This is a genomic window from Paenibacillus sepulcri, assembly GCF_042647105.1.
In the GTDB taxonomy this organism is placed as follows: domain Bacteria; phylum Bacillota; class Bacilli; order Paenibacillales; family Paenibacillaceae; genus Paenibacillus_Z; species Paenibacillus_Z sepulcri.
In genome coordinates this window covers 2,949,845-2,974,802 of the sequence record NZ_JBHRUP010000001.1, presented here as the reverse complement: position 1 = coordinate 2,974,802, position 24,958 = coordinate 2,949,845, and the positions used below count along the sequence as shown (strand labels likewise).

22 protein-coding genes are annotated in these 24,958 nt (G+C 54.7%); 21 read left to right on the top strand and 1 reads right to left on the bottom strand.

Annotation, left to right across the window (positions count from 1 at the left end; translation table 11 throughout):
- The first annotated feature begins 3 nt into the window (after nt 1-3).
- From ACFOLF_RS13345 to ACFOLF_RS13330, 4 genes are all read left to right on the top strand, one after another.
- Nucleotides 4-900 (top strand): carbohydrate ABC transporter permease, encoded by an 897-nt coding sequence (locus ACFOLF_RS13345; protein WP_210046320.1) that lies wholly within the window; start codon nt 4-6, stop codon nt 898-900.
- 65 nt (nt 901-965) lie between these two features.
- Complete coding sequence (locus ACFOLF_RS13340; protein WP_210046319.1) at nt 966-2,666, top strand: hypothetical protein; 1,701 nt, start codon at nt 966-968, stop codon at nt 2,664-2,666.
- A 175-nt stretch (nt 2,667-2,841) separates the two neighbouring features.
- Nucleotides 2,842-4,632, top strand: coding sequence for a cache domain-containing sensor histidine kinase (locus ACFOLF_RS13335; protein ID WP_379113567.1), 1,791 nt, complete (start codon nt 2,842-2,844; stop codon nt 4,630-4,632).
- A 10-nt stretch (nt 4,633-4,642) separates the two neighbouring features.
- Nucleotides 4,643-6,241, top strand: a complete 1,599-nt coding sequence (locus tag ACFOLF_RS13330; protein WP_379113576.1) for a response regulator transcription factor — start codon at nt 4,643-4,645, stop codon at nt 6,239-6,241.
- Nucleotides 6,242-6,376: 135 nt separating this feature from the next.
- Here ACFOLF_RS13330 and ACFOLF_RS13325 read toward each other — a convergent pair whose 3' ends face one another.
- Nucleotides 6,377-7,150: an IclR family transcriptional regulator gene (locus tag ACFOLF_RS13325; protein WP_210046317.1), complete on the bottom strand. Its 774-nt coding sequence runs from the start codon at nt 7,148-7,150 to the stop codon at nt 6,377-6,379.
- A gap of 428 nt (nt 7,151-7,578) precedes the next feature.
- On the opposite strand from ACFOLF_RS13325, the gene pxpB reads away from it, so the two are divergent.
- From pxpB to ACFOLF_RS13240, 17 genes are all read left to right on the top strand, one after another.
- Nucleotides 7,579-8,337: a 5-oxoprolinase subunit PxpB gene (gene pxpB / locus ACFOLF_RS13320; RefSeq protein ID WP_379113569.1), complete on the top strand. Its 759-nt coding sequence runs from the start codon at nt 7,579-7,581 to the stop codon at nt 8,335-8,337.
- A complete protein-coding gene (locus ACFOLF_RS13315; protein WP_210046316.1) occupies nt 8,334-9,413 on the top strand; it encodes a 5-oxoprolinase subunit C family protein in 1,080 nt (359 codons plus the stop codon). Before pxpB ends, ACFOLF_RS13315 begins: the two co-directional genes overlap by 4 nt.
- The gene (locus ACFOLF_RS13310) at nt 9,385-10,161 is read left to right on the top strand and encodes an ABC transporter ATP-binding protein (RefSeq protein ID WP_210046315.1); all 777 of its coding nucleotides are present in this window, start codon (nt 9,385-9,387) and stop codon (nt 10,159-10,161) included. Before ACFOLF_RS13315 ends, ACFOLF_RS13310 begins: the two co-directional genes overlap by 29 nt.
- A gap of 56 nt (nt 10,162-10,217) precedes the next feature.
- Complete coding sequence (locus tag ACFOLF_RS13305; protein ID WP_210046314.1) at nt 10,218-11,021, top strand: ABC transporter permease; 804 nt, start codon at nt 10,218-10,220, stop codon at nt 11,019-11,021.
- 78 nt (nt 11,022-11,099) lie between these two features.
- A complete protein-coding gene (locus ACFOLF_RS13300) occupies nt 11,100-12,161 on the top strand; it encodes an ABC transporter substrate-binding protein (protein WP_210046313.1) in 1,062 nt (353 codons plus the stop codon).
- A 42-nt stretch (nt 12,162-12,203) separates the two neighbouring features.
- Nucleotides 12,204-13,628 carry a UbiD family decarboxylase gene (locus tag ACFOLF_RS13295; protein WP_210046312.1) on the top strand — a complete coding sequence of 475 codons (1,425 nt, stop codon included), beginning with the start codon at nt 12,204-12,206 and terminating at the stop codon, nt 13,626-13,628.
- A 144-nt stretch (nt 13,629-13,772) separates the two neighbouring features.
- Entirely contained in the window at nt 13,773-14,546 is a 774-nt protein-coding gene (locus ACFOLF_RS13290) for a LamB/YcsF family protein (RefSeq protein WP_210046311.1), read from the top strand.
- Nucleotides 14,547-14,577: 31 nt separating this feature from the next.
- Nucleotides 14,578-16,275, top strand: a complete 1,698-nt coding sequence (locus ACFOLF_RS13285) for an FAD-binding protein (RefSeq protein WP_210046310.1) — start codon at nt 14,578-14,580, stop codon at nt 16,273-16,275.
- Nucleotides 16,276-16,297: 22 nt separating this feature from the next.
- Nucleotides 16,298-16,609, top strand: a complete 312-nt coding sequence (locus tag ACFOLF_RS13280; protein WP_210046309.1) for a 2Fe-2S iron-sulfur cluster-binding protein — start codon at nt 16,298-16,300, stop codon at nt 16,607-16,609.
- Between the two features lie 72 nt (nt 16,610-16,681).
- On the top strand, nt 16,682-17,527 hold the full coding sequence (locus ACFOLF_RS13275) for an FAD binding domain-containing protein (RefSeq protein ID WP_210046308.1): 846 nt from the start codon (nt 16,682-16,684) through the stop codon (nt 17,525-17,527).
- A gap of 23 nt (nt 17,528-17,550) precedes the next feature.
- Nucleotides 17,551-18,510, top strand: coding sequence for a 4,5-dihydroxyphthalate decarboxylase (locus tag ACFOLF_RS13270; RefSeq protein ID WP_210046307.1), 960 nt, complete (start codon nt 17,551-17,553; stop codon nt 18,508-18,510).
- Between the two features lie 24 nt (nt 18,511-18,534).
- The gene (locus ACFOLF_RS13265; RefSeq protein WP_210046306.1) at nt 18,535-19,020 is read left to right on the top strand and encodes a (2Fe-2S)-binding protein; all 486 of its coding nucleotides are present in this window, start codon (nt 18,535-18,537) and stop codon (nt 19,018-19,020) included.
- The gene (locus tag ACFOLF_RS13260; RefSeq protein ID WP_210046305.1) at nt 19,017-21,254 is read left to right on the top strand and encodes a xanthine dehydrogenase family protein molybdopterin-binding subunit; all 2,238 of its coding nucleotides are present in this window, start codon (nt 19,017-19,019) and stop codon (nt 21,252-21,254) included. Before ACFOLF_RS13265 ends, ACFOLF_RS13260 begins: the two co-directional genes overlap by 4 nt.
- A gap of 78 nt (nt 21,255-21,332) precedes the next feature.
- Nucleotides 21,333-22,454: an XdhC family protein gene (locus tag ACFOLF_RS13255; protein ID WP_210046304.1), complete on the top strand. Its 1,122-nt coding sequence runs from the start codon at nt 21,333-21,335 to the stop codon at nt 22,452-22,454.
- Nucleotides 22,447-23,055 (top strand): nucleotidyltransferase family protein, encoded by a 609-nt coding sequence (locus tag ACFOLF_RS13250; protein ID WP_210046303.1) that lies wholly within the window; start codon nt 22,447-22,449, stop codon nt 23,053-23,055. Before ACFOLF_RS13255 ends, ACFOLF_RS13250 begins: the two co-directional genes overlap by 8 nt.
- A 167-nt stretch (nt 23,056-23,222) precedes the next feature.
- Nucleotides 23,223-24,167, top strand: coding sequence for a serine O-acetyltransferase (locus tag ACFOLF_RS13245; RefSeq protein ID WP_210046302.1), 945 nt, complete (start codon nt 23,223-23,225; stop codon nt 24,165-24,167).
- A gap of 115 nt (nt 24,168-24,282) precedes the next feature.
- On the top strand, nt 24,283-24,837 hold the full coding sequence (locus tag ACFOLF_RS13240) for a GNAT family N-acetyltransferase (protein ID WP_210046335.1): 555 nt from the start codon (nt 24,283-24,285) through the stop codon (nt 24,835-24,837).
- The last annotated feature ends 121 nt before the right edge of the window (nt 24,838-24,958 follow it).

Sequence of the window (24,958 nt, the reverse complement as noted above, 5' to 3'; positions counted from 1 at the left end):
GGAATGAAACGTTCAGCAGGCGACAAGATCAGCCAGATTATTATCATTGCGCTGATGCTTCTATTGTGTGCATCGGTCATCTATCCCTTCATGTCCATGCTTTCCATTGCTCTTAATGTGGGGAGTGATGCGGCCAAAGGCGGCGTTTATCTGTGGCCGCGGAAATTTACGCTTTATAACTTCGAGGTGGTTCTCGGCAATTCCGTCATCCAGCATGCCTATCTGATTACGATCGCCCGTACCATTATTGGAACGATCATTGGACTGCTCGTAACGATTCTGGTCGCGTTCGGCTTGTCTTACCGGCAGCTGCCGTTTCGGCAGGTTATTCTCAGCTATATCCTGATCACGATGCTGTTTAGCGGCGGATTGATCCCTTTATATATCCAGCTTAACGATTTGTCTTTGCTCAACTCGTTCTGGGTGTACATTATTCCATCCGCGTTCTCAGCCTGGAATATGTTCGTCATGATGAAATTCATTCAGGGCATTCCCGAAGCGCTGACCGAATCGGCGGAAATTGACGGCGCGAATCCCTTCCGGATTCTGCTTATCATTATTTTACCGCTCTCCAAGCCCATGCTGGCGGCACTCGGATTGTTCACCGCAGTCTGGCACTGGAATGACTGGTTCGCCGGGGCCTTCTACGTCTCGGACCAGAATCTCATCCCCGTCCAGACGTTTCTGCAGCAGCTTTTGTCCGCGCAGGACATATCGGCGGTTCTTGGCTCGAATAATAATCAGGAGGCGCTGGCCAGAGGCTCGATGATTTCCAATGTCACCTTGATGTCCATCAAAATGGCAACCGTCATGGTCAGCGCGCTTCCGATTCTTTGTATCTATCCGTTTTTGCAGAAGTATTTTGTCAAAGGAGTCCTGATCGGCTCTGTCAAAGGGTAAGAGAAAAGCGGCGGGTATAAGGAAACATCAAATACCAAACGAGAAAAGGGAAGGGGAAGCAATTCATGATTATACGTAAAAAGAGAGCAAGATGGCTGGGGGTCATGACCCTTGCGCTGCTTATGTTTCTGGTGGCGGCATGCTCGAACGGCAGCGGAGGTTCGAATGGCAATGCAGACTCCGGCAGCGGCTCAGCCGCTGACGGCGGAACGAATGCCGCTGAGGGAGCCGGCGGGTCCAAAGCCTTCAAGCTGTGGCTCGGCTGGACGGCAACGATCAACAATGACAGTAAGGTACAAACTTACTGGAGAGAGAATGAGCCGGGCATCGACGTGCAGCTGGAGGCTACGCAGGGCGATGCCATGACAGCGCTTAATCTGAAGCTGAACACCGGAGGCTTTGATGACGCGGCAATTTTTGCCCGCGGCGATGTGGTTACGTCGGCCATGATCCGCTCAAACACGGTTCTTCCGCTTGAGCAATATTTTGATATGCCTGACAAATATCCCGGACTCGCGGCGATCCCCAAGCTGTATCTGGACGCGATGAAGGATAAGGACGGCCATATCTGGTCGATTCCGACATGGTTCGACCAGAATCCCGAAGATCCGTGGCCGGGCTGGGCCTCCCTTGGCTGGTTCGTCCGCTCCGACGTATTGGAGAAAACCGGTCTGACCGTAGACGATCTCAAAACGATCGGCGGCGTGGAGAAATATCTGGAACTCGCGGCGAAGCAGACGGATGAATCGGGCAAGCCGCTCATTCCGCTGAGCTTCCTCTCGGATGCGAATGACGAGAACGTGATTCTGAGTACGTTCGGGGTGTCGACCGCCACTGCGGGAGGCGTCATTCCGGTTCAGAAAAAGGGTGACGGCTACGAATTTATTTATGATAATCCCCAATATAAAGCCGCCTACCAATGGATGAACAAGATGTACCGTGCGAATCTTCTGGATCACGAGGCGATCACGGACAAGAGCGAGCGCTACAAGGAGAAAAACAAAACGGGACGCATCGCGATGAACGCCGGCGGATTCTTCAATATGGACGCGCATTTGTGGGAGGTTCTGGATGGACCGACGGAGCCGGCATGGTACTATGAGGCCGTTCCATACCCGCAGGTCGACGGGGTGAGCGCCATCGGCGCCAATCAGATCGTCAATCCGTATCCGGCCGATGATGTATTTATTAATAAAGACACGAAAAACCTGGAAGCCATTCTGAAATTCTTCGATTATACGCTGACGCAAAATCCCGAGCAGCAGCAGGTTGCCGCCGAAGGACCAGCCGGCGTATTCTGGGACTGGGTGGATAAGCCGCTCGGACTATGGGTTTTCACCGATAAAAACTACCAGGAGCTGCACGATTCCGGGGACGCGGCGAAGGTCGCGAGCACGAATCCCGGTCTGTATATGGCCTCTTCCTACAGCAATGAATGGTATCCGTGGTGGAACTACGGCGTAACCGAGCCGAAGGGCCGTCAGAAAACAATCGACTTCTCTGAGCAAATCGGCAAGATGGGCGGAATCCGCATCGCCGAGCCGCAGGATATGGTGAAGGCGAAGGCGGGAGGCCTATGGGAGAAATACCTGCCTGAGCTGGAAAATGTGCGCAAGGAGTTTAAGGCCAAGTTGATCATGGCCAAGGACGACGCCGCATTCGAGTCAGCCTGGAAGGATTTCCAGGCCGCCATCGAGAAGCGCGCGCACTGGAGCGAGCTCAAGGAAGAATGGAACCAGACGCTGCAGGAAACAGCAAAAGCCTAGCGCAAAAGGTCCGGTTGAAATAAGGGAAGCAGTCTTGAAGGGCTGCTTCCGATGAAGCTCGGACATCATTTTAGCTCATCAGGAAACGGGAACCGTCCAACAAGGACGGCTCCCGTTTATGCGTGCTTCACCATGCATATGATATGGTTGGTGCATGTGAAAGGAGTGCAGTGCTTTGAAATTGTGGTTGGAAAGAATGATCATCGGGTTCACCCGCGGGATGAATCTGCGCAGCAAAATTTTAATCCTGTACGGCCTGATCCTGCTGCTGCCCACACTTGTCCTTGGCGGCGGCGCTATCTATTTGGTGATCCGCAGCTTCCATCACAGCTATCTGGTTACGCTCGACGAGACAGTCCGGCAAACCGCCCGCAATGTCGATTTCGCCAAGCAAAGCTATGATTTGCTTGCCGTCCGCACGGCCACCGACGGCGAGCTGATCGCCCGGCTCGAACGGGAATATATGGATATGCCCGAGATTGTGGATACGGTCAATTATGTGGACCGCACATTCCTGATTACGAGCAGATATTTGCCCGGTATCGCTGATTTCCGCATTTATCATACCAATGAGACGCTGGTCCAGGACGGGCAGCTGCTGTGGCGGCCGGAGGAGAGAATGCTGGCAGGCAGAGACGAGCGTTCGTGGTACAACGACGCAATGAAATCGTCGAGTCCGCTTCAATGGAGCAATGCACGCGATAATCCGAAGCAGATCGTCATTACGCGCAAAATCATCAGCGCCTCGGGGAATGTGCTCGGGATGGTCTATATTCTGCTTAATTATGATGCCGTTTTCGGCGAACTGCTTGACCATCCCTTCAATGGCGACGGGAGCCTGTACATTGTGGATGAATCGCGGAGGATTCTCGCAGCGTCGGACAAGGCAAGGATCGGCAGCCTTATGTTGTCAAAAGAATGGCCGGACGCCGGAGAGGATGGGGATGAGGCGGGTGTTTATGATTTGACCCAGGTCAAGGAGCTGCTGATTACCAAGCCCCTCTCCTCCCACTGGAACGTGGTGGCATTAGTTCATATGAAATATATGGGCAGTCAGAACAGGACGGTGCTGTATCTGATTGTCGGCATCACGCTCTTTTTCCTGCTGCTGTCGATCTTCCTCATGATGACCATTGTCAAAAACATCGTCCGGCGCATCCGCAAGCTGGGCAGCCGGATGAGCGATCTTTCCCGGGGCGAATTTGAAGTGAACGTCCGCAATCATGAGAAAGATGAGGTAGGCGAATTGGAGAATATGTTCAATTCCATGTCGGAGCGGCTCGGGAAGCTGGTGGAGGGCATCACGCGGGCCGGGTTGAAGGAGAAGGAGCAGGCCTTTAAGGCGCTGCAGGCGCAGGTCAATCCCCACTTCATCTACAATTCGCTCAGCCTGATCCGCTGGCGGGCGCTCGATGTGCAGGATTCCGAGCAAATTGTGATCATCGACGCGCTGACGACCTTTTACCGGCTGGCCTTGAATAACAAGATCAGCGTCATCCGGATCCGCGAAGAGCTGGAGCATGTCAAAGCTTACCTGGATATTCAGCAGCTCCGGTACCCGGACCGGATTCAGATCGAATGGGATATCGACAGCTCTGTGCTTGACTTCTATACGATCAAGACGGTGCTGCAGCCGATTGTGGAGAACTGTTACTTGCACGGGGCCATTACACGCAGGAAGAATGCGGTCATTCGCATTTCCGTTTCAAGAGAAGGCGGGAATATCCGGATGTCCGTCTATGATAACGGCCAGGGCATTCCCGGGGATATCCTGAGCGCGATTGAAGAGGGAACGCATGTAGGGAAGGGCAACGGGTTCGGGACGTCCAACATCAAGGAAAGGCTTGCTCTCTATTTCGGGGAAAACGGAACGTTCACTATGGAAAGCGCGGCAGGCGAGTGGACCTTGGTTTCTATCGTATTTCCGGTTTGCCCGGAGCAGCCGATCATCAGGAGGGAACAGTAAATTGCTCAAAGTGCTGATTGTCGATGATGAGCCTTCTAATATTATAGGGCTTGTCCGCTATATCAAATGGCAGGAGCTGGGCTATGACGATCCCGTTTCGGCGGAATCGGGGGAAGAGGCGCTGGAGCTGATGGGCGAATCGTCCTTCGATGTGCTTATTTCCGATGTGTCGATGCCCGGTATGAACGGCATTGAGCTGGTAGCGAAGGCCAAGACGCTTTATCCGCAAATTCAGGTTCTGATGATCAGCGGCTATAATGAATTCGAATTTGTCCAGGATGCCATTCATGTCGGCGCGCAGGCGTATGTGTTAAAGCCGCTCAAGCTTGATGAAGTGTCAAGCCGGCTGACTGCGCTTAAGATCACATTGGATAAGATGCGGAGTGTTGTCGAGCAGACCAGCGATCTGGAGAAAAAGGTATCGGGAAGTCTCCGGCTGGTGAAGGAGCGCTTCGTCAGCGATTTGATTGCGGAGATCCCCCAGACCGAGGAAATGCTCTCTTCCTGGAGCAGCCTCATGGAGCTGCCGGGAAGAATCCGGGGTCTATGGATCATGGTTATCGGACTTGATTATTTTCTGTCTTCAGGCAAGGAAGCCAAAGACAGAGTGCTTCTTGGAAGCGGCTTCAGAAAAACCGTAGACGTTGGATTGTCCGATCTGGAGCAGCTCTACATGGCGCAGATTGCCCCGGATGAAATAGCCGTCCTGCATTTGAATCCGACTCCAGAGGCGCGTGTGCGGGTAGAGAGGCAGCTGCAGTTTATCCAGAAAATGATGCTGGAGCAGTACAGCTCCACGGTTACGATCGGCTGCAGCCGGATGGGGAGCCAGTGGAACGAGGTGCCGCTGTTCTACAAGGAAGTCAAGTTCATGATGGCGCAGGCGCGTCTTATTGAAGACGGACAAATTATCCGGCATGAGAACAGGGATTCGACTGAATTCAAGGACTTCCGCCTGCGCGAGGAGTTTATGCCCAATGTCGTCAAACTCATGGAATCGGGCGACGTGAAGGCGGTCGGCGATTATATGAATCAGATCTTTGATCTGCTGCAGGCCCAGGAGACGTTTTCCTTCTCTTATGTGCAGGCGTTTGGCATGAATTTTCTCAGCGAGCTCGTTCGGACCCTTAAGCCAACCAGCGGATCCGACGGGGAATTGAATATTCTGATGTGGCGCCGGCTGCTGGACTGCAGCAGCACAGGGCAGATTATCGAGCTTCTGATCGAGCATGTGGACCGATATATGCTGATCGACAAGAAGGAGCACAGCAACCAGCAGCACAACCTGATCCGGAAGGTAGCCAGCTTTATCGGGGAACGGGTGCAGGAGAATTGGACCGTCAAGCAGCTTGCCGAGCAATTCAATCTGAACGCCAGCTATCTCAGCGTATTGTTCAAAAAGGAAATGGGCAAGACCATCTCCGATTTTGTCCAGGAAACCCGCATCCAGCTTGCCAAGGAGCTGCTGCAGGATCCCGGTATCAAGGTGTATGAGGTCACGGAGAGGGTCGGCATTCAAACCTCGGCCTATTTCATCTACTTGTTTAAAAAATGGGTCGGCTGCACGCCTCAGGAATACAGAGATTATCATTATTCGACCCGCGACTAGCTGCAGGCATTCCTATTCAATGAATGGTCCGATCCTATTCTGAGCTGATCCGATTAATTGGCTCTATCGAACATACTCCTAAGCAAAAAGAGGACGGCGCGGGCCATCCTCTTTTTCTGCTGTTCAATGAATCCGCTATCGGGTAAGGCCAACAGGAGTCGTGCAGCCAAGCCTGCGGGACACTTCATCCGCTGCATGCTTCACCTTGAGGATCAGGGCGGGCATTTGCTCTTCCCCGAACCGTACATTAAGCCCCGCGATACTGATCGCCGCCACGATTTGATCCGAATGGTCGAAGATAGGCGCGCTCAGCTCTGCCGTATAGTTCTCAAGCTCGGAGCGGCTGAAGCTGTAGCCTGTCAGTCTGGACAGCTCCAGCGCTTCGCGCAGCTTCTCCTTGCTCAGGATAGTTCCTGAGCCGATCGGCTTCAGCTCGACCTCTTCCAGATACGCCTCTCTCTCATTCTCCGGCATAAAAGCTAGAAAAATCCGCGAGGACGCCCCCGCATACAGTGGAGCCTTCCTGCCAATTTTTGTGAACAGTCTGACGGGATGATCCGTATCCAGCTTCTCGATATAGATGGACTCATGGCCATCCTTCAGGATGAGATGGACCGCTTCTTCAACATCGTCGCGCAGCTTCTGCATGACCGGCAGGGCAATATGCCGGATGTCCAGCCGTTCCGCGACCAAATTCCCGAACTGCAGAAACATAAGGCCAAGTGAGTATTGTCCGTTCTTATCTTTATGCAGAAATCCCATCTCTTCAAGCGATCCGATCATCCGGTGGACGGATGTTTTGGGCACGCCGGAGTGCTGCGAGATTTCATTAATGGTCAGTCTCGTATGGGTCAAAAAAAGATTAAGCAGATCCATGGACCGGATGATGGTTTTGTTTTTATTTAACACTTTTTCCTCCTGTGCTGCGCGCTGCTTATTCATTTCCATATTCAAAATATCGCCTATCCAGTATACACCAAAATGGCTGGGAGAATGAATCATGCCTGGTTGACATAACATAAATCGACAAAAAATTAATTTCCTCTTGATTTTTGCTGATTACCTACTATAATGATCGTATATATCGGGTTTCAAAATTCGGATATAAGATACCGAAATTCGGAATTTAATTATATAATATGGCTACCCGAATGACAAAAGGCGGTGAATTGGAAGAGAGTTACGATTATCTTTTTGCTTTCAATCTTCAGGAGGTTGTTCATGACATACAACACTAATCGTTATGAATCATTGAGATTATCACCGATGCTGCCGGGCAGGGCATTATTCCCGACCGGCAAGGATGGGTTTAATATGCGAAGAGGTGTCGTTCCGGCATGATGAACAGCGGACTGACCCCTTCAGGGGAAGTAAAGATCGTTCCGCTCGGCGATTCCGGGCTGATTGTTAAATTAGGGGATGTCATAAGTCTGGAGACCCACAAACGGGTCAGACAGCTATCCGACTATCTGGAGCGCCATCCTTTTAACGGGCTGATTGAATACGTGCCGGCGTTCACGTCGGTTACCATCTATTACGAAGGCTTGACGCTGATGACGGAATATGCGGATGAGGTGGGGCAGGAAGATAGGGATTTCCCCTTTCAAATCGCTGCCGCATTAATGAATAACATTATCTTGCAGCTGAAGGATATTTCCGACGAGCCGGAGAGGATTGTCAATATACCGGTATGCTACGGCGGCGATCTTGGACCGGATCTGGATGCGGTGGCAGATCATAATGGATTATTGCCCGAAGAGGTGATAAGCATTCATACATCTGCGGATTATCTGGTGTACATGCTCGGTTTTGCCCCGGGCTTTGCTTATCTGGGCGGCATGTCGGAACGGATCGCAACCCCGCGCAGGTCAACCCCGCGACTGTCGATACCGGTTGGAACCGTAGGAATCGCGGGAGACCAGACAGGGGTTTACCCCATAGAAACGCCGGGAGGCTGGCAGCTGATCGGCAGAACCCCTACACGATTGTTTCTTCCGGAGCTTATGCCGCCAACCTTGTTAAAAGCGGGTGACATCGTCCGCTTTTATCCGATTCCGCGCATGGAGTTCGATCAATGGGAGGAACATAAGTCATGAGTCTGTTGATAAACAAACCCGGGCTGTTGACTACGGTTCAGGATTCCGGCAGATTCGGCGTTCAAAAATACGGCGTTGTCGTAGGCGGGGCCATGGATTCCTTCGCCCTGAGGGTGGCCAACCTGCTGGTGGGCAACGAGGAGACGGACGCGGGTCTGGAGATTACTATAATCGGTCCGGAAATCCGATTTGAAGGTCCGGCTCTGATCTCCATATGCGGCGGCGATTTGTCCCCAACGCTGAATGGCACGCCCCTTCCATTGTGGAGAACGATATACGCGCCGGAGGGAAGCCGTCTGAAGTTCGGCAGGATGAGTCGGGGCTGCCGCGCCTATCTCGCGGTTGGCGGAGGACTGGATGTGCCGCTTGAGATGAACAGCCGTTCGACTTATCTGCGGGCGGGAATCGGCGGCTTCCAAGGCCGCGCGCTTCGCCTGGGAGACGAGCTTCCCATTGGCAGCATGTCCGCCCGCAGTTTGAGCATGCTGGACCTGCTGGCGCCCAAAGCGGACGAATCCGGCGCTGTCAGCCATTGGTCGGTGACGCCGGATATCCTCCCGCCTTATTCCCCGGATCCGACGGTGCAGGTGATCGTCGGGGAGGAATACCAGTTGTTCACAGGAGAGAGCTTGTCCAATTTCTTCAGCGAGCCCTATGCGGTTCAGCCGCAATCCGACCGGATGGGCTACCGTTTTGCAGGAAGCAAGCTGGAGCTTAAGAATAAGGCGGAGATGATATCCGCAGCCGTAACGTTCGGAACGGTTCAGGTGCCGCCGGATGGGAATCCGATTGTGCTAATGGCCGATCGCCAAACGACCGGAGGTTATCCGAAGATCGCGCAGGTCATCTCTACAGATCTGCCGCTGCTGGCCCAGGTCAATCCTGGCGGCAGGGTGCGTTTTCAGGCGATTTCGCTAAGAGAAGCGCAGAAACAATACAGGCTTCGCGAGCTTGCTATCCAGACGCTGCGCAGCGGACTGGAGCAACTGCAGTCCCCTCAGGGACCGGCAAGGGTAGAGAAATCAGTAGGGGAGAAGGTCATCACGCATGGAGAACAGCAATCGTCCGAAACTTGAGATTCGGGATTTAAAGGTAGAATATTATACAAAAACCCAAACCACAGTTGCTCTGGAGAAGGTTCAGCTGTCGGTGGCGGACGGGGAATTCGTCTCGGTGGTAGGACCCAGCGGCTGCGGCAAATCAACGCTGCTCAAGGTTGTATCCGGCCTGCTCCAGCCGGCTGAGGGAGCGGCCTACATTGACGGTCAGATGGTTCAGGGTGTTCCCGATCAAGTGGGGATGGTGTTTCAGAACGACGCCCTGCTGCCATGGAAGACGGCTTTTGACAATGTCCGGCTTCCGCTGGAAATCAAAGGATTGCCAAGGGACGAGCAGATCAGGGAGGCGGAGCGCCTGCTTAAGATGGTCGGACTGGAAGGATTCCGGGACTATCATCCCAAGCAGCTGTCGGGCGGTATGAGGAAGCGGGTGGCGCTGGCCCGCACCTTTGCTTATGATCCGGATATTTATTTGATGGACGAGCCGTTCGGCCCTCTGGATGCGCAGACGCGCGTCAAGATCGGGGAAGAATTTCTGAAGATATGGGAGAAGGTCGGCAAAAGCGTATTGTTTATTACCCATGATATTGAGGAAGCCATCGCATTATCCGACCGGGTCATCGTCATGTCTGCCCGTCCCGGACGCATCAAGGCCGAGTTCAAAATCAATCTGAAGCGCCCCCGCCCTTTTTACGATATCCGCTTCGATCCCGTATTCAAGGAGCTGCAGAGGGAAATCTGGAATCAAATGTCCAACGAAATATAAGCCTCGCTACCGGGAATGCAAGTCAAGCTACGTAAAATTTTTAGGAGGCTTTGAACATGTCATCAAAATCCAAAGTCGTTACTCCCGGACCCCGCTCGTCAAGGCGCGGCGAGGCTGGCAATACCGCCATTTGGCTGGGGAGAATCGCAGTATTCATCGTGACTGTGGGTCTATGGGAGCTTCTGTCAGGCAGAGCCTTCAATTCCTTCTGGGTCAGCAAGCCTTCGCTTATAATCAAGCGGATTTATGATATGACGGTCGACGGTGATTTATGGTTCCATATGAGCGTCACGCTGCAGGAATCGATTGTCGGACTTCTGATCGGGATGGTTGGAGGAACGCTGCTCGGTATTCTCATTTCCTTCAGCGGTATTTTTCAAAAATGGATTTATCCTTATGTCATGGCCTTATACAGCCTGCCCCGGGTGTCGCTTGCCCCGCTCTTCATCGTATGGTTCGGCATCGGCATGTCCTCCAAAATCCTGATGGTTGTCGCCATGGTCATCTTCGTGGCTTTCTATAACGCCTATGAAGGGGTAAGGAATATTGACAAGGACCTTCTGGACATGATGAGTACATTCAAGGGCAGATGGAACCACAAGCTCAAATGGGTGGTGTTTCCCTCCATTACCGTCTGGATATTGACCAGTTTAAGGCTGAATATCGGAATGGCCTTGATTGGTTCCGTCATTGCCGAGCTGGTAGGGGCAAACAGAGGTCTGGGCTTCTATATCTCCTACTCGTCGAACATGCTGGATACGACGGGGATTTTCACCGGACTCGTGCTCATTATGATCATCGCCGTAGTGCTCGAGCAGATTATTATCCAGCTTGAGCGGCGTTTGCTGAAATACCGTTAGGCATCACGATCCAATCAAATCCTAGAGGACAGATTGGGGATTCAAATATAACTTAACCGTAAAGGGGAGGAAACAGCTGTGAAAAGATCAAAATTTGCAATACCCGCACTGCTCGTTCTGATCATGATCGTATTGAGCGCCTGCGGCGGCAATAATGCGCCAGAGAATAATGCTCCGGCCGATAATGCCGGTTCAGGAACAAACAACACAGGAAGCGAAGGCGGGAATACCGGTGCCAACGCTCCACAGGAGGATGTCACGATCCGTCTGGGCCTTGTAGGCGGCGGGATGACTCCGATTATTACGCAAATCGGCATCAGCGACGGCTCCTTCGAGAAAGCGGGCATCCACATTGAAGAGAAGGATTTCACAGCTGGCGCCGATATGGTCCAAGCCCTGGTAGGAGGAAGCCTGGATATTACCCTGGGATCCTACGAGCATATTTTAAGACAGCAAAAGAACGGTCTGGATGTTAAAGCCTACGGCGAGATTTTTAATGGCGTCGGCTACACCCTGATTGTGAAGAAGGATTCCAAGTATCAATCGCTGGAGGATTTGAAAGGCACGACGCTTGCCGTCACCAAGGTAGGCAGTCTGTCGGACACGGGACTTCGCGAAGGTCTGAAGCAGGCCAATATCGATGCGGACAAAGACGTTCAAATCATTAACGGAGGCAGCGGGGCAACGATGCTTGCGGCAATCCAGAGCGGCAAGGTCGCCGGGGGAATGGTGTCGGAGCCGACGATATCCCAAATGCTCGCTACAGGCGAATACCGGGTCCTGTATGATCCGCCGTTCGAATACGCAGGCATTATCATTACAGCCAAGACGGATTGGGTAGAGAAGAACACGGAAACCATGAAGCGTTTCCTGGCAGTCAACAATGAAATTAATGAACGTGTGCAAAAAGATCCATCCATTGCTGTAGCGGCCATGCTGAAAACATTTGATCAAATACCGGAGGATGTCATGCAGTCTGCGGTCAAAAATCAATTGGCGAAGGTTCCCGCAGGCTTGAAGGTCTCCGAGGCAGGTGCGGAAATCGTACAGCAAACCCAGCTTGATCAAGGCATTCTTACCGAGAAGATTCCATTCGAACAAGCGGTGGATATGTCTTTGCTTCCAACAACAACCCCTTAAAAGAAAAGCTTAATAAGTTCGAGCAGAAAGAAGGTAATTGAAATGGCTAAAGACTTACGAACATATTTGGGACAGCTATCGGAATACGATTCCCAAAGCATTCGCGTAGTGGACAAGGAAGTGGACCCGAAATTCGGGATAACCGCGTATGCTGCGGCGCTGGCGGAGAAAGGCGACTATTCGGCTCTGCTGTTCGACCAGGTCAAGGGCTCCGGTCTTTCCTGCGTCTCGAACCTGCTGACCTCTTACGAGCGCATTGCCTTGTATCTGGGCTGCGAGGTGCAGGATATTCCGCGCGTCTACGGCGAGAAGCTGCAAAAGCCGATTGATCCCGTCGAGATTGACCGTTCCCGGGCGAAGGTCAAAGAAACCATCATTTCCGAGGAGGAAGTGGATCTCTCCAAGCTTCCGATCCCTGTCCACAACGAGATGGATGGCGGACCTTACTTATCAGCCGGCGTCATGATTATTCGCGACCCGGACACCGGACTTATCAATGCGGGAATTTACCGCCACCAAATCTTCAATGAACGCGATATGGGCGTATGGTTCCTCGGCGCTCATCACGGCGGGTTGATTTACAAGAAGTACAAGAAGCAGGGCAAGCCTGCACCGATCGCGATCGCGATTGGCCATCATCCCGGCTTCGTCATGGGCTCCGTTTCCCGCGTACAAGGGATCGGCGGCGAATATGAAGCGGCGGGCGCGCTTATGGGCGAGGCTCTGGAGCTGGTTCAGGCCGAAACCTCTGATCTGCTTGTGCCTGCGCATGCGGAAATCATACTGGAAGGCGTCATTCTTCCGGATGAGGATCACAAAGAAGGACCGTTCGGCGAATGGCCGGGCCACTATCTGGGCGGCGGTTCGGTGCCGACGATCCGCATTACCCGCATCACGCACCGGAAAAATGCGATTTTCCAGGATATCGTCGCGTCCAGCCGCGAGCATCTTGTCGTGGGCGGAGTGCCCCGCTCCGGAAGTATTTATCAGACGGTCAAAGAGGTTGTACCCAGCCTGAAAACCGTCAACGTACCGTTCTACAGCCGGATGAACTGCTATATCTCTTTACATAAAGAGAGGGATGCGGACGTGAAAAAGGCGGCGTTCGCCGCCCTGAATACCGAGCCGGAGAATCTGCGGCATATTGTCGTCGTGGACGAGGATATTGACGTCTTCAACGGCGAGGAAGTGGCCTGGGCCATCGGAACCCGTTTTGACGCGGAGCGCGACCTGCTGGTCATTCCCAAATGGAACGGCCCGGGCGGCCTGCTGCCGACGAACTGGGATTATAACGCGGAGGGCAAGAATACCCCGCGCATGTCCAGCGCGGTCATCGTCGATGCAACCAAGCCGGCCCCACCGGTCATATTCCCCAAACGGGCGGTTGTGCCGCGGGAGCAGGTGGAGCTTGCCGATCTGCAGGCTCTGCGCGAGCTGAACAAGGAAGAGAAAGACAAGTGGCTGTAAGGCATTCAGCTGCAATATAAGCTTTATTAGGCCTCAAACGACGCGGCGGACCGGCTGTTATCCGGTTCTGCCGAATGCGTTTGAGGCTGCCCTGTTTCATGCGGGCGGAACGCAAACTGACAAAAGAACGGGGAGGAAGAAACAATGAAGGTTGTGGATTTGAACTGCGATATGGGGGAGAGCTTCGGCGCATACAAGCTGGGAAGAGACGCCGAGGTGCTCAAATTTGTAACCTCGGCGAATATCGCCTGCGGATTTCATGCCGGCGATGCGGCCACCATGCGCCGCACGGTCAAGCTGTGTCTGGAGCATGGCGTAGCCATCGGCGCTCATCCGGGACTTCAGGACCTGATCGGCTTCGGACGCAGGGACATGGATATTTCGCCGGAAGAAGCCTATGATATCGTCGTTTACCAAATTGGCGCATTATGGGGCTTCGTTCGGGCGGAAGGCACAAAGCTTCAGCATGTGAAGGCGCATGGCTCTTTATATAATATGGCGGTCCGCAATGCCGCACTGGCGGAGGCGATTGCCGAAGCGGTATACAAAGTCGATCCTGAGCTTATTTTGTTCGGGCTTGCAGGCAGCGAGCTGATCACAGCCGGCCGCAAGGCGGGGCTGCAGACGGCGAGCGAGGTATTCTCGGACCGCACCTACCAGGCTGACGGTTCGCTGACCTCCAGAAGGCTTCCTGATTCGGTCATCACCGACGACGAGCGGTCGCTCAATCAGGTGATCCGGATGGTATCCGAGGGGAAGGTGCTTTCCCAGCAGAAGACCGATGTTGCCATACAGGCGGATACGATCTGCGTTCATGGGGATGGCATCCATGCTGTAGAATTTGCCGAGAAAATCAACCGTTCATTAACGGCAGCGGGCATAACCGTCCAGCCGCCGGGAGCAACGCCGAGCCGGTGAGCTTAAGCAGACAGAGAGGAGCAAATCGCAAGTGGAAACATTGCATTTACAAACGGATGTGCTGATTATCGGGGCCGGCGCAGCCGGCATGATGGCGGCAAGAGCGGCGGCCGATGAAGGCGCCGACGTCATTCTGACGGATAAAAGCCTGATCGGCCGGGGCGGTGCCACCATACTGGCCCAGATGACCGTAGCTGTTGCTTTGGGGGAAGCCGAGGAAGACAATCCTGATGTTCATTTCGAGGATACGATGAAGGGCAGCCGTGGAATGGCTGACCCGGCGATCGTCCGCGCGATTGTGGACAGAGGGCCGGAGGTCATCCTGGAAGCGGAGCGTTATGGCGTGAAATGGGCCAGAACGCCGGATGGCAAGCATTCGCAGGCATTCGCTCCGGGCCATTCCAAAGCCCGCTGCGTCTATGTGGATATTCTCAATACGGGCGGAGCGACTTCTGCCGGATTGAAGAAAGCGATCTGGAAGGACGCGAAGATCAAGCGGCTGAAGAACATCATGATTACGAAGATCGTCATTGAAGAGGGACGCGCGGTCGGGACAGTCGGTTTTGAAATGGAGAATTACCGTCCGGTAAGCATCGCGGCTTCATCCGTCATTCTGGCAACCGGCGGTCTGACGGAAGTGTATGAACGCAACAGCGCCTCCACCAATATGACCGGAGACGGGTACATTCTCGCCGTAGAGGCGGGAGCCGAAGCGCGAGATATGGAGATGGTGCAGTTCTTCCCGATTGCGCATCTGTTTCCGCCGCTTGTCGGAATCGACCCTATCATGTGGGATCCTTTCCGCTACAAGCTGGGGGGACGGCTCCTGAACGGGAACGGCGAAGAGTTCATGGACAAGTACAACGGCGAGGTTGCCGGAAAATATACCGCCGCGCGCGATCAGACGACGCTGGCGATTTTCCGGGAGGTTGAAGCGGGAAGGGGAACTCCGCATGGCGGAGCCTACCTTGATTTCCGCATGGTGCCCGAGGAAAAGCTGAGGGAAGCCTTCGGGCCGGTCATCGGCATTTTGGCGGATCAGGGTGTGGACCTGACCAAGGATATGGTTGAGGTGGCGCCGATGGCGCATTTCATGCTGGGCGGGATTCAGGTCGACGACAGCATGAGAACCCGCGTCCCGGGTCTTCTTGCCTCAGGCGAGCTGATTTATGGCATGCATGGCGCGAACCGTCTCTCGGGCAATGCCATCACGGAAGCGCTTGTCACAGGGCGCATCGCCGGAGAGACGGCAGCACGCGAACGGGGCGGCACGAATCCGGCCGCTGTCAGGCAGGCGTTGGATACGGAGCTTGCGCGTCTGGCGCAATTTTGGCATCCGCATCCGGTGGAGCGGGACACCGCTTCGCTGCAGGCTTTCAAGCGCAAGCTGCAGCAGGTGATGTGGAAGGGAGCAGGTCCGCTGCGTACGGAAAGCGGATTGCTTGAAGCGCTGGAGCAGGTCCGCGGGCTGCGCGCCGAGCTGCAGGCGATTTCGCTGGCCAAACAGCAGACATATGCCCTGACGCTGGTCGAGAAGCTGGAGGCTGCCAATTTGCTGAAAATCGGCGAGTCGATCATTATGGGCGCATTGGACAGAAAAGAATCCCGCGGCGCTCACGTCCGCCTGGATTTTGAAGATATGCTGGACGTTCCCTTCAGCTCCACCTTCACTTTGGATGGGGACGGGGAATGGGTAATCGGGCAAATTGAACTGCCTGTTAAAGCTTGAATAACATGAGAGGAGAAATCACATGTCGATTGTCAGTTTGAACGTGGTCCGGGGCGATGCCGCAACAGGGGCTTCCCTGGAGCATTTCGAGGTCCCTTATCGGGAGGGAATGAGCCTGCTGGATGCGATTTTCTGGATACGGGAGCATAAGGATCCTTCCCTCTCCGTAAGGTATTCCTGCCGCTCCGCCAATGCCTGCAAGGAATGCTCGGCGATTGTGGGCGGCAAGGCGGGCTATCTCTGCAGCATCCGCGCGGTGCCGGGCAGCGAGGTCACGATTGAGCCCTTGGCTGCACTCCCGTGGATCAAGGATTTGGCTACTTCGCTGGAATAGCCGGACTCTTGCCGGGTTTTCCGGCGAGGCTGCCGTCAACCGTGCATTCATCATACGTTGAGGAGGAAAACTATGGCCTGGCTTCAGCCCCGCAGCTTGACCGAAGCGTTGGAGCAGCTTCAGGAGCGCAAGCCCCGCATCGCATGCGGGGGAACAGATCTGTTTGTTAACGGGCAGAGAAGAGAGTCCGAGAGGACGGGGATGGATTGGCTGGATTTGCGGAATGTGGCCGAGCTGAGAGAGGTCAGCCGTCATGAGGACGGCCTGGAGATCGGCGCAGCCGTTACAGCTGCCGAGATATGGGGCAGCGATACGTTCAGCATCGTTCCGGCATTGCAGCAGGCCGCACAGATCGTCGGCGGCTGGCAGATCCAGAACCGGGCCTCGCTGGCCGGCAATGTAGCTAATGCTTCACCCGCAGCCGACATGGTGGTGCCGCTGGTTGCATACCGGGCCGAGGTAAGGCTGGCTGGAGCTGACGGCTCCCGCAGCGTGCCGGTTGAGGAATTTATAACCGGACCGAAGCAGACCGGACTGCGCAAGGGGGAGATCATCACTTCCCTGTTCATTCCGGAGAGGATGCTGGGTATTCCGCAGATTTTTCTGCGCTATGATCAGCGTGCGGCGACCGATATCTCAATCGTCTCCGTAGCGCTGGTGCTTCAGGGCAGCGCAGGACAGGTCGAGTGGGCTACTGCCGCCATTGGCGCAGCAGCGCCCAAGCCGTTCACCTTGAATGCCGAAGAAGAGCATTTGTGGAACGGGGAGCTGAATGAGGACAAGCTGGAGCAGCTTGGCGATTTGTATTCGCGCCGCAGCTCGCCGATTACGGATATAAGAGCAAGCGCGGAATACCGCCGCTCATTGGTTGGAACGCATATTAAACGGGCTGCCCGTTTGCTGGCAGGGAACCTGTAGATATAGGTGGGAGGAGAAAAAGGATGACAGAGAACAAATTAACGATAGCGATGTCCGAGAGCGACCGTACCCTTAAGCTGTTGACCGGAGCCAAGCGCATACCGGGTTTTGACCTGGAGGTCAAGCAGGAAAGCATCGAGGATATATTCGTCAATCAGATATCCCGGGCTGTATACGATGTGTCCGAGCTTTCGCTGGCATCTTATCTGATTGCCAAGGGCGGAGGGGACACCCGGCTGACAGCCATTCCCGTATTTCTGTCGCGTTCATTCCGGCACAATGCGATTTATGTCCGTTCGGACAGCCCGTACAAGCATCCCTCCGAGCTGAAAGGCCGCCGCTTCGGTTTCCCCGAATTTCAAATGACCGCCGCTGTTTGGGTCAGAGGCATGTTCAGACATGAGTGGGGCATCGGCAATGAGGATATCCAGTGGTTCACCTTCCGTCCGGAGCGCGTTCCTGTCGACATTCCGGCTGTATTGACGGAAGGGGATATATTCGAGGCGCTGGCGGAAGGAAAGGTCGATGCGATTATGTCGGCCCGCCGTCCTCCCGCGAAGCTGTTTGCCGCTTCCGGAGAAGGGGGAGTTCTTCGCCGCCTGATACCTGACGTATGGGATGTGGAGCGGGAGTATTACGGGCGCACCGGGATTTTTCCAATTATGCACCTGGTCTCGATGAAGGAGGAAACAAGCACCCGTCACCCTGAACTGCCCCGGCAGCTGTACGAGCTGATGCAGGAAATCAAGAACGAGGGGATTGGCGGACTCCTGGAGACGATCAAGAACAATACATCGAATCCGTTTGTCTGGGAATCAGTTGAGCAATCCATGGAGCTTATGAACGGAGATATCTGGCCCTACGGTACGGACAAGAATTGGGGACAGATCCGGCAATTCATTACTTATTTGCAGGAAGACGGTCTTCTGAAGCGGGATCTGTCATTGGAAGAGGTTTTCCATGCATCCGTACTGGACACATAAGGATGGGAAGAGGTGCGCGTCAGAATGAATGGTGGAACCGATAGCCCGATTAAGTTGACGATTAACGAACAAGATACCGTCTGGCACGGAGAGGCGACAGATTCGCTTGCGGATGTGATCCGCGAAGGCCAGGGACTCACTGGAACCAAGATAGGCTGCCGCACCGGTGAATGCGGAGCCTGCACCGTTCTGCTGGACGGCCAGCCGGTCGTATCCTGCCTGATTCCCGCCGCTTCCGCCCAGGGGCAGAAGATCGAAACGATCGAAGGCTTGTCGCTGAAGAGTGAATTCCAGTCATTGGTGCAATCCATGCAGGACAACGGCGGCGTCCAGTGCGGCTTTTGCACCCCGGGGGTTATGGTGACCTTATGGGCATGGATGCAGAATCCCGGGCTGTTTGGCGGAGATGTGGGAGCCGCGCTGAAGAACAATTTATGCCGCTGTACCGGTTATCTTGGCATCATCAACGCAGCGGAGCAGGTCGTAGCAGCGAGAGGAGCGGCGCGATGAACACTGTCAAGCCAGCCATGAAGAAGTCTCCCGCCGATTTGAAATTGAAGCTTGAAGGACATACGAAATATGTGCATGATATGAATTTTCCCGGCCAGCTGATCGGGGCCATCTACCGCAGCCCTTACCCTCACGCCCGGATTACCCGGATCAATGTGGACCGGGCAAGGGAAGTTGAGGGAGTCGTAGCGGTAATCACGGCTGATGATGTTCCTCATCACCAATACGGTCCGACCAAATTCAAGGACTGGAATATTCTTGCGAAGGACCGTGTGCTGTTTATCGGCGACGAGATTGCCGCGGTAGCCGCTGAGAGCAGGGAAGCTGCGCAGCGGGCGCTGGCTGCGATCGAGGTGGAATTCGAGCAGCTGCCCGGCGTGTTCGATCCCGAGGAAGCGATGAAAGCGGAGGCTATTCTGCTGCATGACGATGTGGAATTCAACCGTCCCATGCAGATCGCACTGGAACGGGGAGATATAGAGGACGGGAAGCGGCGGGCTGCGGTCGTTAAAGGCGGCCGCTATCTGTCGAACCGCATTTATCAGGGGCATCTGGAGCCGATTGGCGTCCTTGCCAGCTGGTCGGAGGAGGAAGGCATCACGATCTGGGCGCCCTCTCATATTCCGTACCGGGCCAGAGAGACTTACGCGGCCGGATTCGGACTGCCTGAGGACAAGGTGCGCATTATTGTGCCGCCGATTGGTGGATCGTTCGGCTCCAAATATGTGCTCAAGGTGCATGTTATCGCTGCGGCGCTTGCAATGGCGGCCAATCGGCCCGTCAAGATAATTCTTGACCGTTACGAGGATATGATTACTGCGCATCCCCGCGTTCCATTGACCTTTGATATCGAAATCGGGGCGGATGAGGAAGGCCATTTTGTATACAAAGACCTGACTGTATATGCCGATGCCGGGGCGAGGGTATACTGGAGTCCCAATGTGATCTCGACGGCGTGCACGCGGGCGGATAACATCTATCATTTTCAAAATGTGAAGTCGGCAGGGTATCTGTGCTATACCAACAACAGCCCGACGACCTGCATGCGGGGATTCGGCAATGCCGAGATGCTGTTCGCGGTGGAAAGCGTCATCGATGAAATCGCGCTGGAGCTGGGCATGGACCCCGCCGAGCTTCGCCTGAAAAATATCGTTCACGAAGGCGATACGACGATCCACGGCTACCGCCTCGATACATGCAAATTGGAGCAGTGCATCGAGAAGGTGAAGGAGATATCCGGCTGGAGCCGGCGCAGCGAGCTGCCGCCTTACCGGGGATTGGGGCTGGGGGTAGCGAACCATGTGTCCGGATTCCGCGCCATAGATCCCCGATTTGACGGCTCAACAGCCGTTGCCCGCCTGAAGTCCGACGGGCAGGTGGAGATCGAGACCGGCGAGATTGAGCTTGGCCAGGGCATGTCGCTGTCCTATGCCCGGATTGCGAGCCGTACGCTGGGCATCCCCGAGACGGAGATCCTGATCAAATCGGGGGATACGGGACGTTATCCGTTCGGCATTGGAACTCTGGCCTCCCGGAGCACCGTTATCGGCGGCAATGCCGTGAACAAGGCGGCCGAGTCCTTATTGAAGCAGATTGCCGACTTGGCAAGGACGGTTCTTGGAGAAGGAGCGGTATTCGAAGGCGGCTCCGTAATCCATGATGGGCGCATTTACCCACTGAGCGAAATATCGGCCTGGTACCGCGCCCGCCACGCCGGCGAGGAAATGGCCGTCAGAGAAACCTATATCCCGGATACGGAGATGCCGGACGCCACTTATTACGGACATCCATCACCGAACTACCCCTTCGCCGCGCATGTCGCGGAGGTGGAAGTGGACCCTGATACCGGCCGGACCAAGGTTGTCGGTTATTGGGCTGTTCATGACTCCGGGACGATTATCCACGAGGTAATGGCCAAGGGGCAGGTGCTTGGGGCAGTAGCCCAGGGCATCGGCTGGGTGACGATGGAGGATCTGATTGTGAAGGAAGGCCGCGTGATGAATCCGTCGATGATGGATTACCGGATGCCGGGGGCGAAGGACATTCCGCAGATCGAGGTTGCTTTTATCGAGGATGCAGACCCTCATGGACCGCTGGGCGCCAAATCGCTGGGCGAAGTGGCGCTGGACCCTGTGCCCGGGGCGATTGCCAACGCCATTGCCCATGCAACGGGCAAACGCGGTTATGCGCTGCCGTTATCGGCGGAACGGGTCTGGAGATCGCTGCATTCTTAGGTGACGTTATTCTCTCCAGCCCTCGCGCACGCCGGGCAGCAGGAGAAGACAAGACAAGGGGCGGAGGTGACAACGGACATGGAGGAGATCCACCGTACTCTCCTGAATTATCAGGCGGAGGGCAGATCGTGCGTGGTGGCGACTGTGATTGATGTGGAAGGCTCCGCGTACCGCCGGGAAGGCGCAAGATGCCTGATCATGGAGGAAGGGGAAGTGACGGGCATTCTCAGCGGCGGCTGTATCGAGGAGGACCTGCGCGGCTATGCCGGCGAAGTCATGCGAACCGGCGTGTCGCGCAAAGTCTATTACGATTTCCGCGCGGGGGAAGACGATGTCTGGGGAACCGGCATCGGCTGCAACGGGGCCATAACCGTTTGGCTCGAATCATTCGATCCCATCCGTTATCCGGATGCAGCCCGCGATCTGCTGGAGGACCTGCAGAAGCGCGCGGAGACGCGGCTGCCCTATGAAGCCGTAACGGTTGTAACCTCATCCGATCCGCAGCTCTGCCCTCCGGGCACACGTTGGACCCGTCCCGATGGAACGGCCGACAATCCTCTGGGCGAAGGACGCAAGGCAGGGGTTGTGCCCGTATCACTGAATGGCGTTCGGCTGGAGCTGCTGGTTGAAGCCATCACGCCGCGCCCGGAGCTGATCATTGTCGGGGTTGGCGACGATGCCCGGCTCCTGTGCAGCATGGCGGCGATGCTTCAATGGCGCGTCAGCATTCTGTACCACTTGACCGACAAAGCAAGCAAAGAGAGATTCCCGGAAGCGGATGACATCCGGATCATTCCGCGGCTGGGCTTTGAACAGGCGGATATCAGAGGGAAATATGTCGTGGTCATGAGCCATAATCTTGAACTGGACCGCGAGGCGGTAAGGAAGCTGCTGACTGGGGATGTGGTCTATTTGGGGCTTGTGGGCTCCAAATACCGGCTGGAGCATATACTTGCGCATATACGGGCGCAGGATCGGAATTTTGACAGCGGACTGCTCGACAAGCTGTATTCGCCGGTGGGCCTTGATATCGGGGCGGAGACGCCGCAGGAGATCGCCATGAGCATCATGGCAGAGGTCACGGCCTGCCGCAAAGGCCGATCCGGCGGATCCCTGCGAAGCAGCAAGGGGTTGGGGCTGTCCGCCGCTGCCCATCATTTCCCGCCCATTCTCCCGGTGAAGGAGTCCCATCATGTCTGAGCAGATATGGGCATTGATTCTTGCCGCCGGCGCTTCGAGACGGATGGGCGAACCCAAGCTTCTTCTTCCGGCTGTTGAGGGCAGTCTGCTCAAGCAGGCCGTCCTTCGGGCACGTGCAGCGGGAAACTGCCGGATAGCCGTCATTGCGGCGAAGCATGGCCCGGTGAAACGGGAGCATGCGGGGGATCTGCCTGTTGAATGGCTGGAGACCGACCGCTCGCATCTGGGTCTGGGCGCTTCGCTAGCCGCCGGACTGGGAATTCTGGCAGCGAAGCATGCACCCAAGGGCCTTATCGTCCTGCTTGCCGACCAGCCTGACATGAAGAGCGATATGATCAGAAGGGTCGGCGAGGTTTACCGGGAAAACGGCGGGTTGATTGTCCAGGCCCGTTACGTGAACCGGCCCGCACATCCCGTTCTGTTCGATGCGTCTCTGTTCCCGGAGCTATTGGCCCTCAATGAGGATATCGGAGCCAAATCCCTGCTCCGCAAATACAAGGAGCAGGTAGTATATGTCGATACGCCAGAGGATGCGCCCCGGGACATCGATACCCCTGAGGAATACCGGCATTATCTTCGGACTGCCGGTTTGCAGCCATAAATCCCTTTTCACCCCCTCCATCTAAATGATGCATCCAAACATGCTTTACAACTGAAGCAATAGGGAATAAACTAGGCAAACAGGGGTTGCCGGTTTTTTCAACGCCCATGCGCGGCCCTGTTACATTCAATTTGGAAGCTTACGCACTCATTATAGAGGGAGATATCATGAGCCAAATATTTCATAAACAGATCGACAGTCTAGTCAAAGATATTGTTGCCAGTCATCGAGAGCACCCCCAGACCATTTCGCTTGATTCGGCTGACCTTCCCAATAGAGACAGCATTATTGAGATTATCCACCTGCTCAGAGGCTTGTTGTTCCCGGGCTATTTTGGCAAGCAGAAGCTTAGTGACGCTACGATTGAATACCATATTGGCGATATGCTGATTAATATTCACGAGAAGCTTCATGAACAGCTAAGCTGCGTCCTTAAGCTGCAGGAGAGCCAGGATGGCGACTTGTGCCCGGATATCGGGAAAAAATCAGATGAGATCATCTATGCGTTCCTGAGCAAAATCCCGGAGCTGCGGACCGTATTGGCCACGGATGTCCAGGCAGCCTTCGACGGCGACCCTTCCGCCAAGGATACCAACGAAATCATTTTTTCTTATCCGGGGATTCTGGCTGTAAGCATCTACCGTATGGCCCATGAGTTATATTTGCTTTCCGTTCCGCTTCTGCCAAGAATTATGACGGAGTATGCGCACAGCGTAACCGGAATTGATATTCATGCAGGAGCCACGATCGGCAGTTATTTCTTCATCGATCACGGGACTGGCGTGGTTATCGGGGAAACGACAACGATCGGCAATCACGTGAAGATATATCAGGGGGTTACCCTCGGCGCTCTGTCAACCAGAGGCGGGCAGACCCTTCGCGGCGTCAAACGGCACCCTACGCTCGAGGATGAGGTAACGGTTTACTCCGGCGCTTCGATCCTGGGCGGAGAGACCGTAATCGGCAAAGGCGTGCTTATCGGCAGTAATGTATTCATTACCACATCAGTTCCGGTGGGGACCCGGGTTAGCGTGAAGAATCCGGAGCTGGTCTTTAAAGGCCATACGCCGCGGGAATTTATTCAGGAATTCATCGCCGATTGGGTTATTTAACGGTTTGTTTTCCAGTGTTGGATGAAGCAGGATACAAGATCAGGGGAAATCCTTGGTCTTTTTGTCTTTATGGGCGGATTCGGATAATCCGAATGAGGAAGAGAGGGTGGAAAGCGTGGGCGATGCCGGTGCGGTCATTCTCGAAACAGAGCGTTTGGTTCTTAGATGTTATCAGGATGAGGATCTGCCTGCACTGCATGATATATTCGCGGAGCCGGGCATGATGAGCTTCTATCCGGCTCCTTTCACAAGGAGTCAGACCAGGAGCTGGATTGAACGCAATCAGACCCGTTATCTTAAGGATGGTTACGGGCTATGGGCAGTCTGCCTGAAGGAGACCAACGCCTGCATTGGCGACTGCGGCCTGGTTGCCCAGCAAATTGATGGCAGACCTGAAGTGGAGATCGGCTATCATATCAAGCGGGGATTATGGTCGCAAGGGTATGCGACGGAGGCAGCCCTGGCTTGCCGGGATTACGGCTTTGGGCATTTGGGGCTTCCGCGGCTGATCAGCATTATTCACCCCCGTAATACGGCTTCGATCCGGGTTGCGGAGAAGCTTGGATTTGTCTGGCAGAAGGATGTCTATATATTCAATAATCAGCATTCGATTTATTCGGCAGCACGGGAGCGCACCACTCATCCATGTATCGTGGAAGTTGAACATTAAAGGTGTTACCAAATGACATTATTTGCATCTCTCCCATTTGATTATAGAAATACCCATAAAACGCCAAACGGTATGTTCATTATATAGATATACGTCTATTTACAACCTGCTAACAGGAGGT

Bases quoted from the DNA above. Each gene is read 5' to 3' on its own strand.
- ACFOLF_RS13345 (WP_210046320.1), top strand. From the start codon at position 4: ATGAAACGTTCAGCAGGCGACAAGATCAGCCAGATTATTATCATTGCG.
- ACFOLF_RS13340 (WP_210046319.1), top strand. From the start codon at position 966: ATGATTATACGTAAAAAGAGAGCAAGATGGCTGGGGGTCATGACCCTT.
- pxpB (WP_379113569.1), top strand. From the start codon at position 7,579: ATGATGAACAGCGGACTGACCCCTTCAGGGGAAGTAAAGATCGTTCCG.
- ACFOLF_RS13315 (WP_210046316.1), top strand. From the start codon at position 8,334: ATGAGTCTGTTGATAAACAAACCCGGGCTGTTGACTACGGTTCAGGAT.
- ACFOLF_RS13310 (WP_210046315.1), top strand. From the start codon at position 9,385: ATGGAGAACAGCAATCGTCCGAAACTTGAGATTCGGGATTTAAAGGTA.
- ACFOLF_RS13305 (WP_210046314.1), top strand. From the start codon at position 10,218: ATGTCATCAAAATCCAAAGTCGTTACTCCCGGACCCCGCTCGTCAAGG.
- ACFOLF_RS13295 (WP_210046312.1), top strand. From the start codon at position 12,204: ATGGCTAAAGACTTACGAACATATTTGGGACAGCTATCGGAATACGAT.
- ACFOLF_RS13290 (WP_210046311.1), top strand. From the start codon at position 13,773: ATGAAGGTTGTGGATTTGAACTGCGATATGGGGGAGAGCTTCGGCGCA.
- ACFOLF_RS13280 (WP_210046309.1), top strand. From the start codon at position 16,298: ATGTCGATTGTCAGTTTGAACGTGGTCCGGGGCGATGCCGCAACAGGG.
- ACFOLF_RS13275 (WP_210046308.1), top strand. From the start codon at position 16,682: ATGGCCTGGCTTCAGCCCCGCAGCTTGACCGAAGCGTTGGAGCAGCTT.
- ACFOLF_RS13270 (WP_210046307.1), top strand. From the start codon at position 17,551: ATGACAGAGAACAAATTAACGATAGCGATGTCCGAGAGCGACCGTACC.
- ACFOLF_RS13265 (WP_210046306.1), top strand. From the start codon at position 18,535: ATGAATGGTGGAACCGATAGCCCGATTAAGTTGACGATTAACGAACAA.
- ACFOLF_RS13260 (WP_210046305.1), top strand. From the start codon at position 19,017: ATGAACACTGTCAAGCCAGCCATGAAGAAGTCTCCCGCCGATTTGAAA.
- ACFOLF_RS13255 (WP_210046304.1), top strand. From the start codon at position 21,333: ATGGAGGAGATCCACCGTACTCTCCTGAATTATCAGGCGGAGGGCAGA.
- ACFOLF_RS13250 (WP_210046303.1), top strand. From the start codon at position 22,447: ATGTCTGAGCAGATATGGGCATTGATTCTTGCCGCCGGCGCTTCGAGA.
- ACFOLF_RS13245 (WP_210046302.1), top strand. From the start codon at position 23,223: ATGAGCCAAATATTTCATAAACAGATCGACAGTCTAGTCAAAGATATT.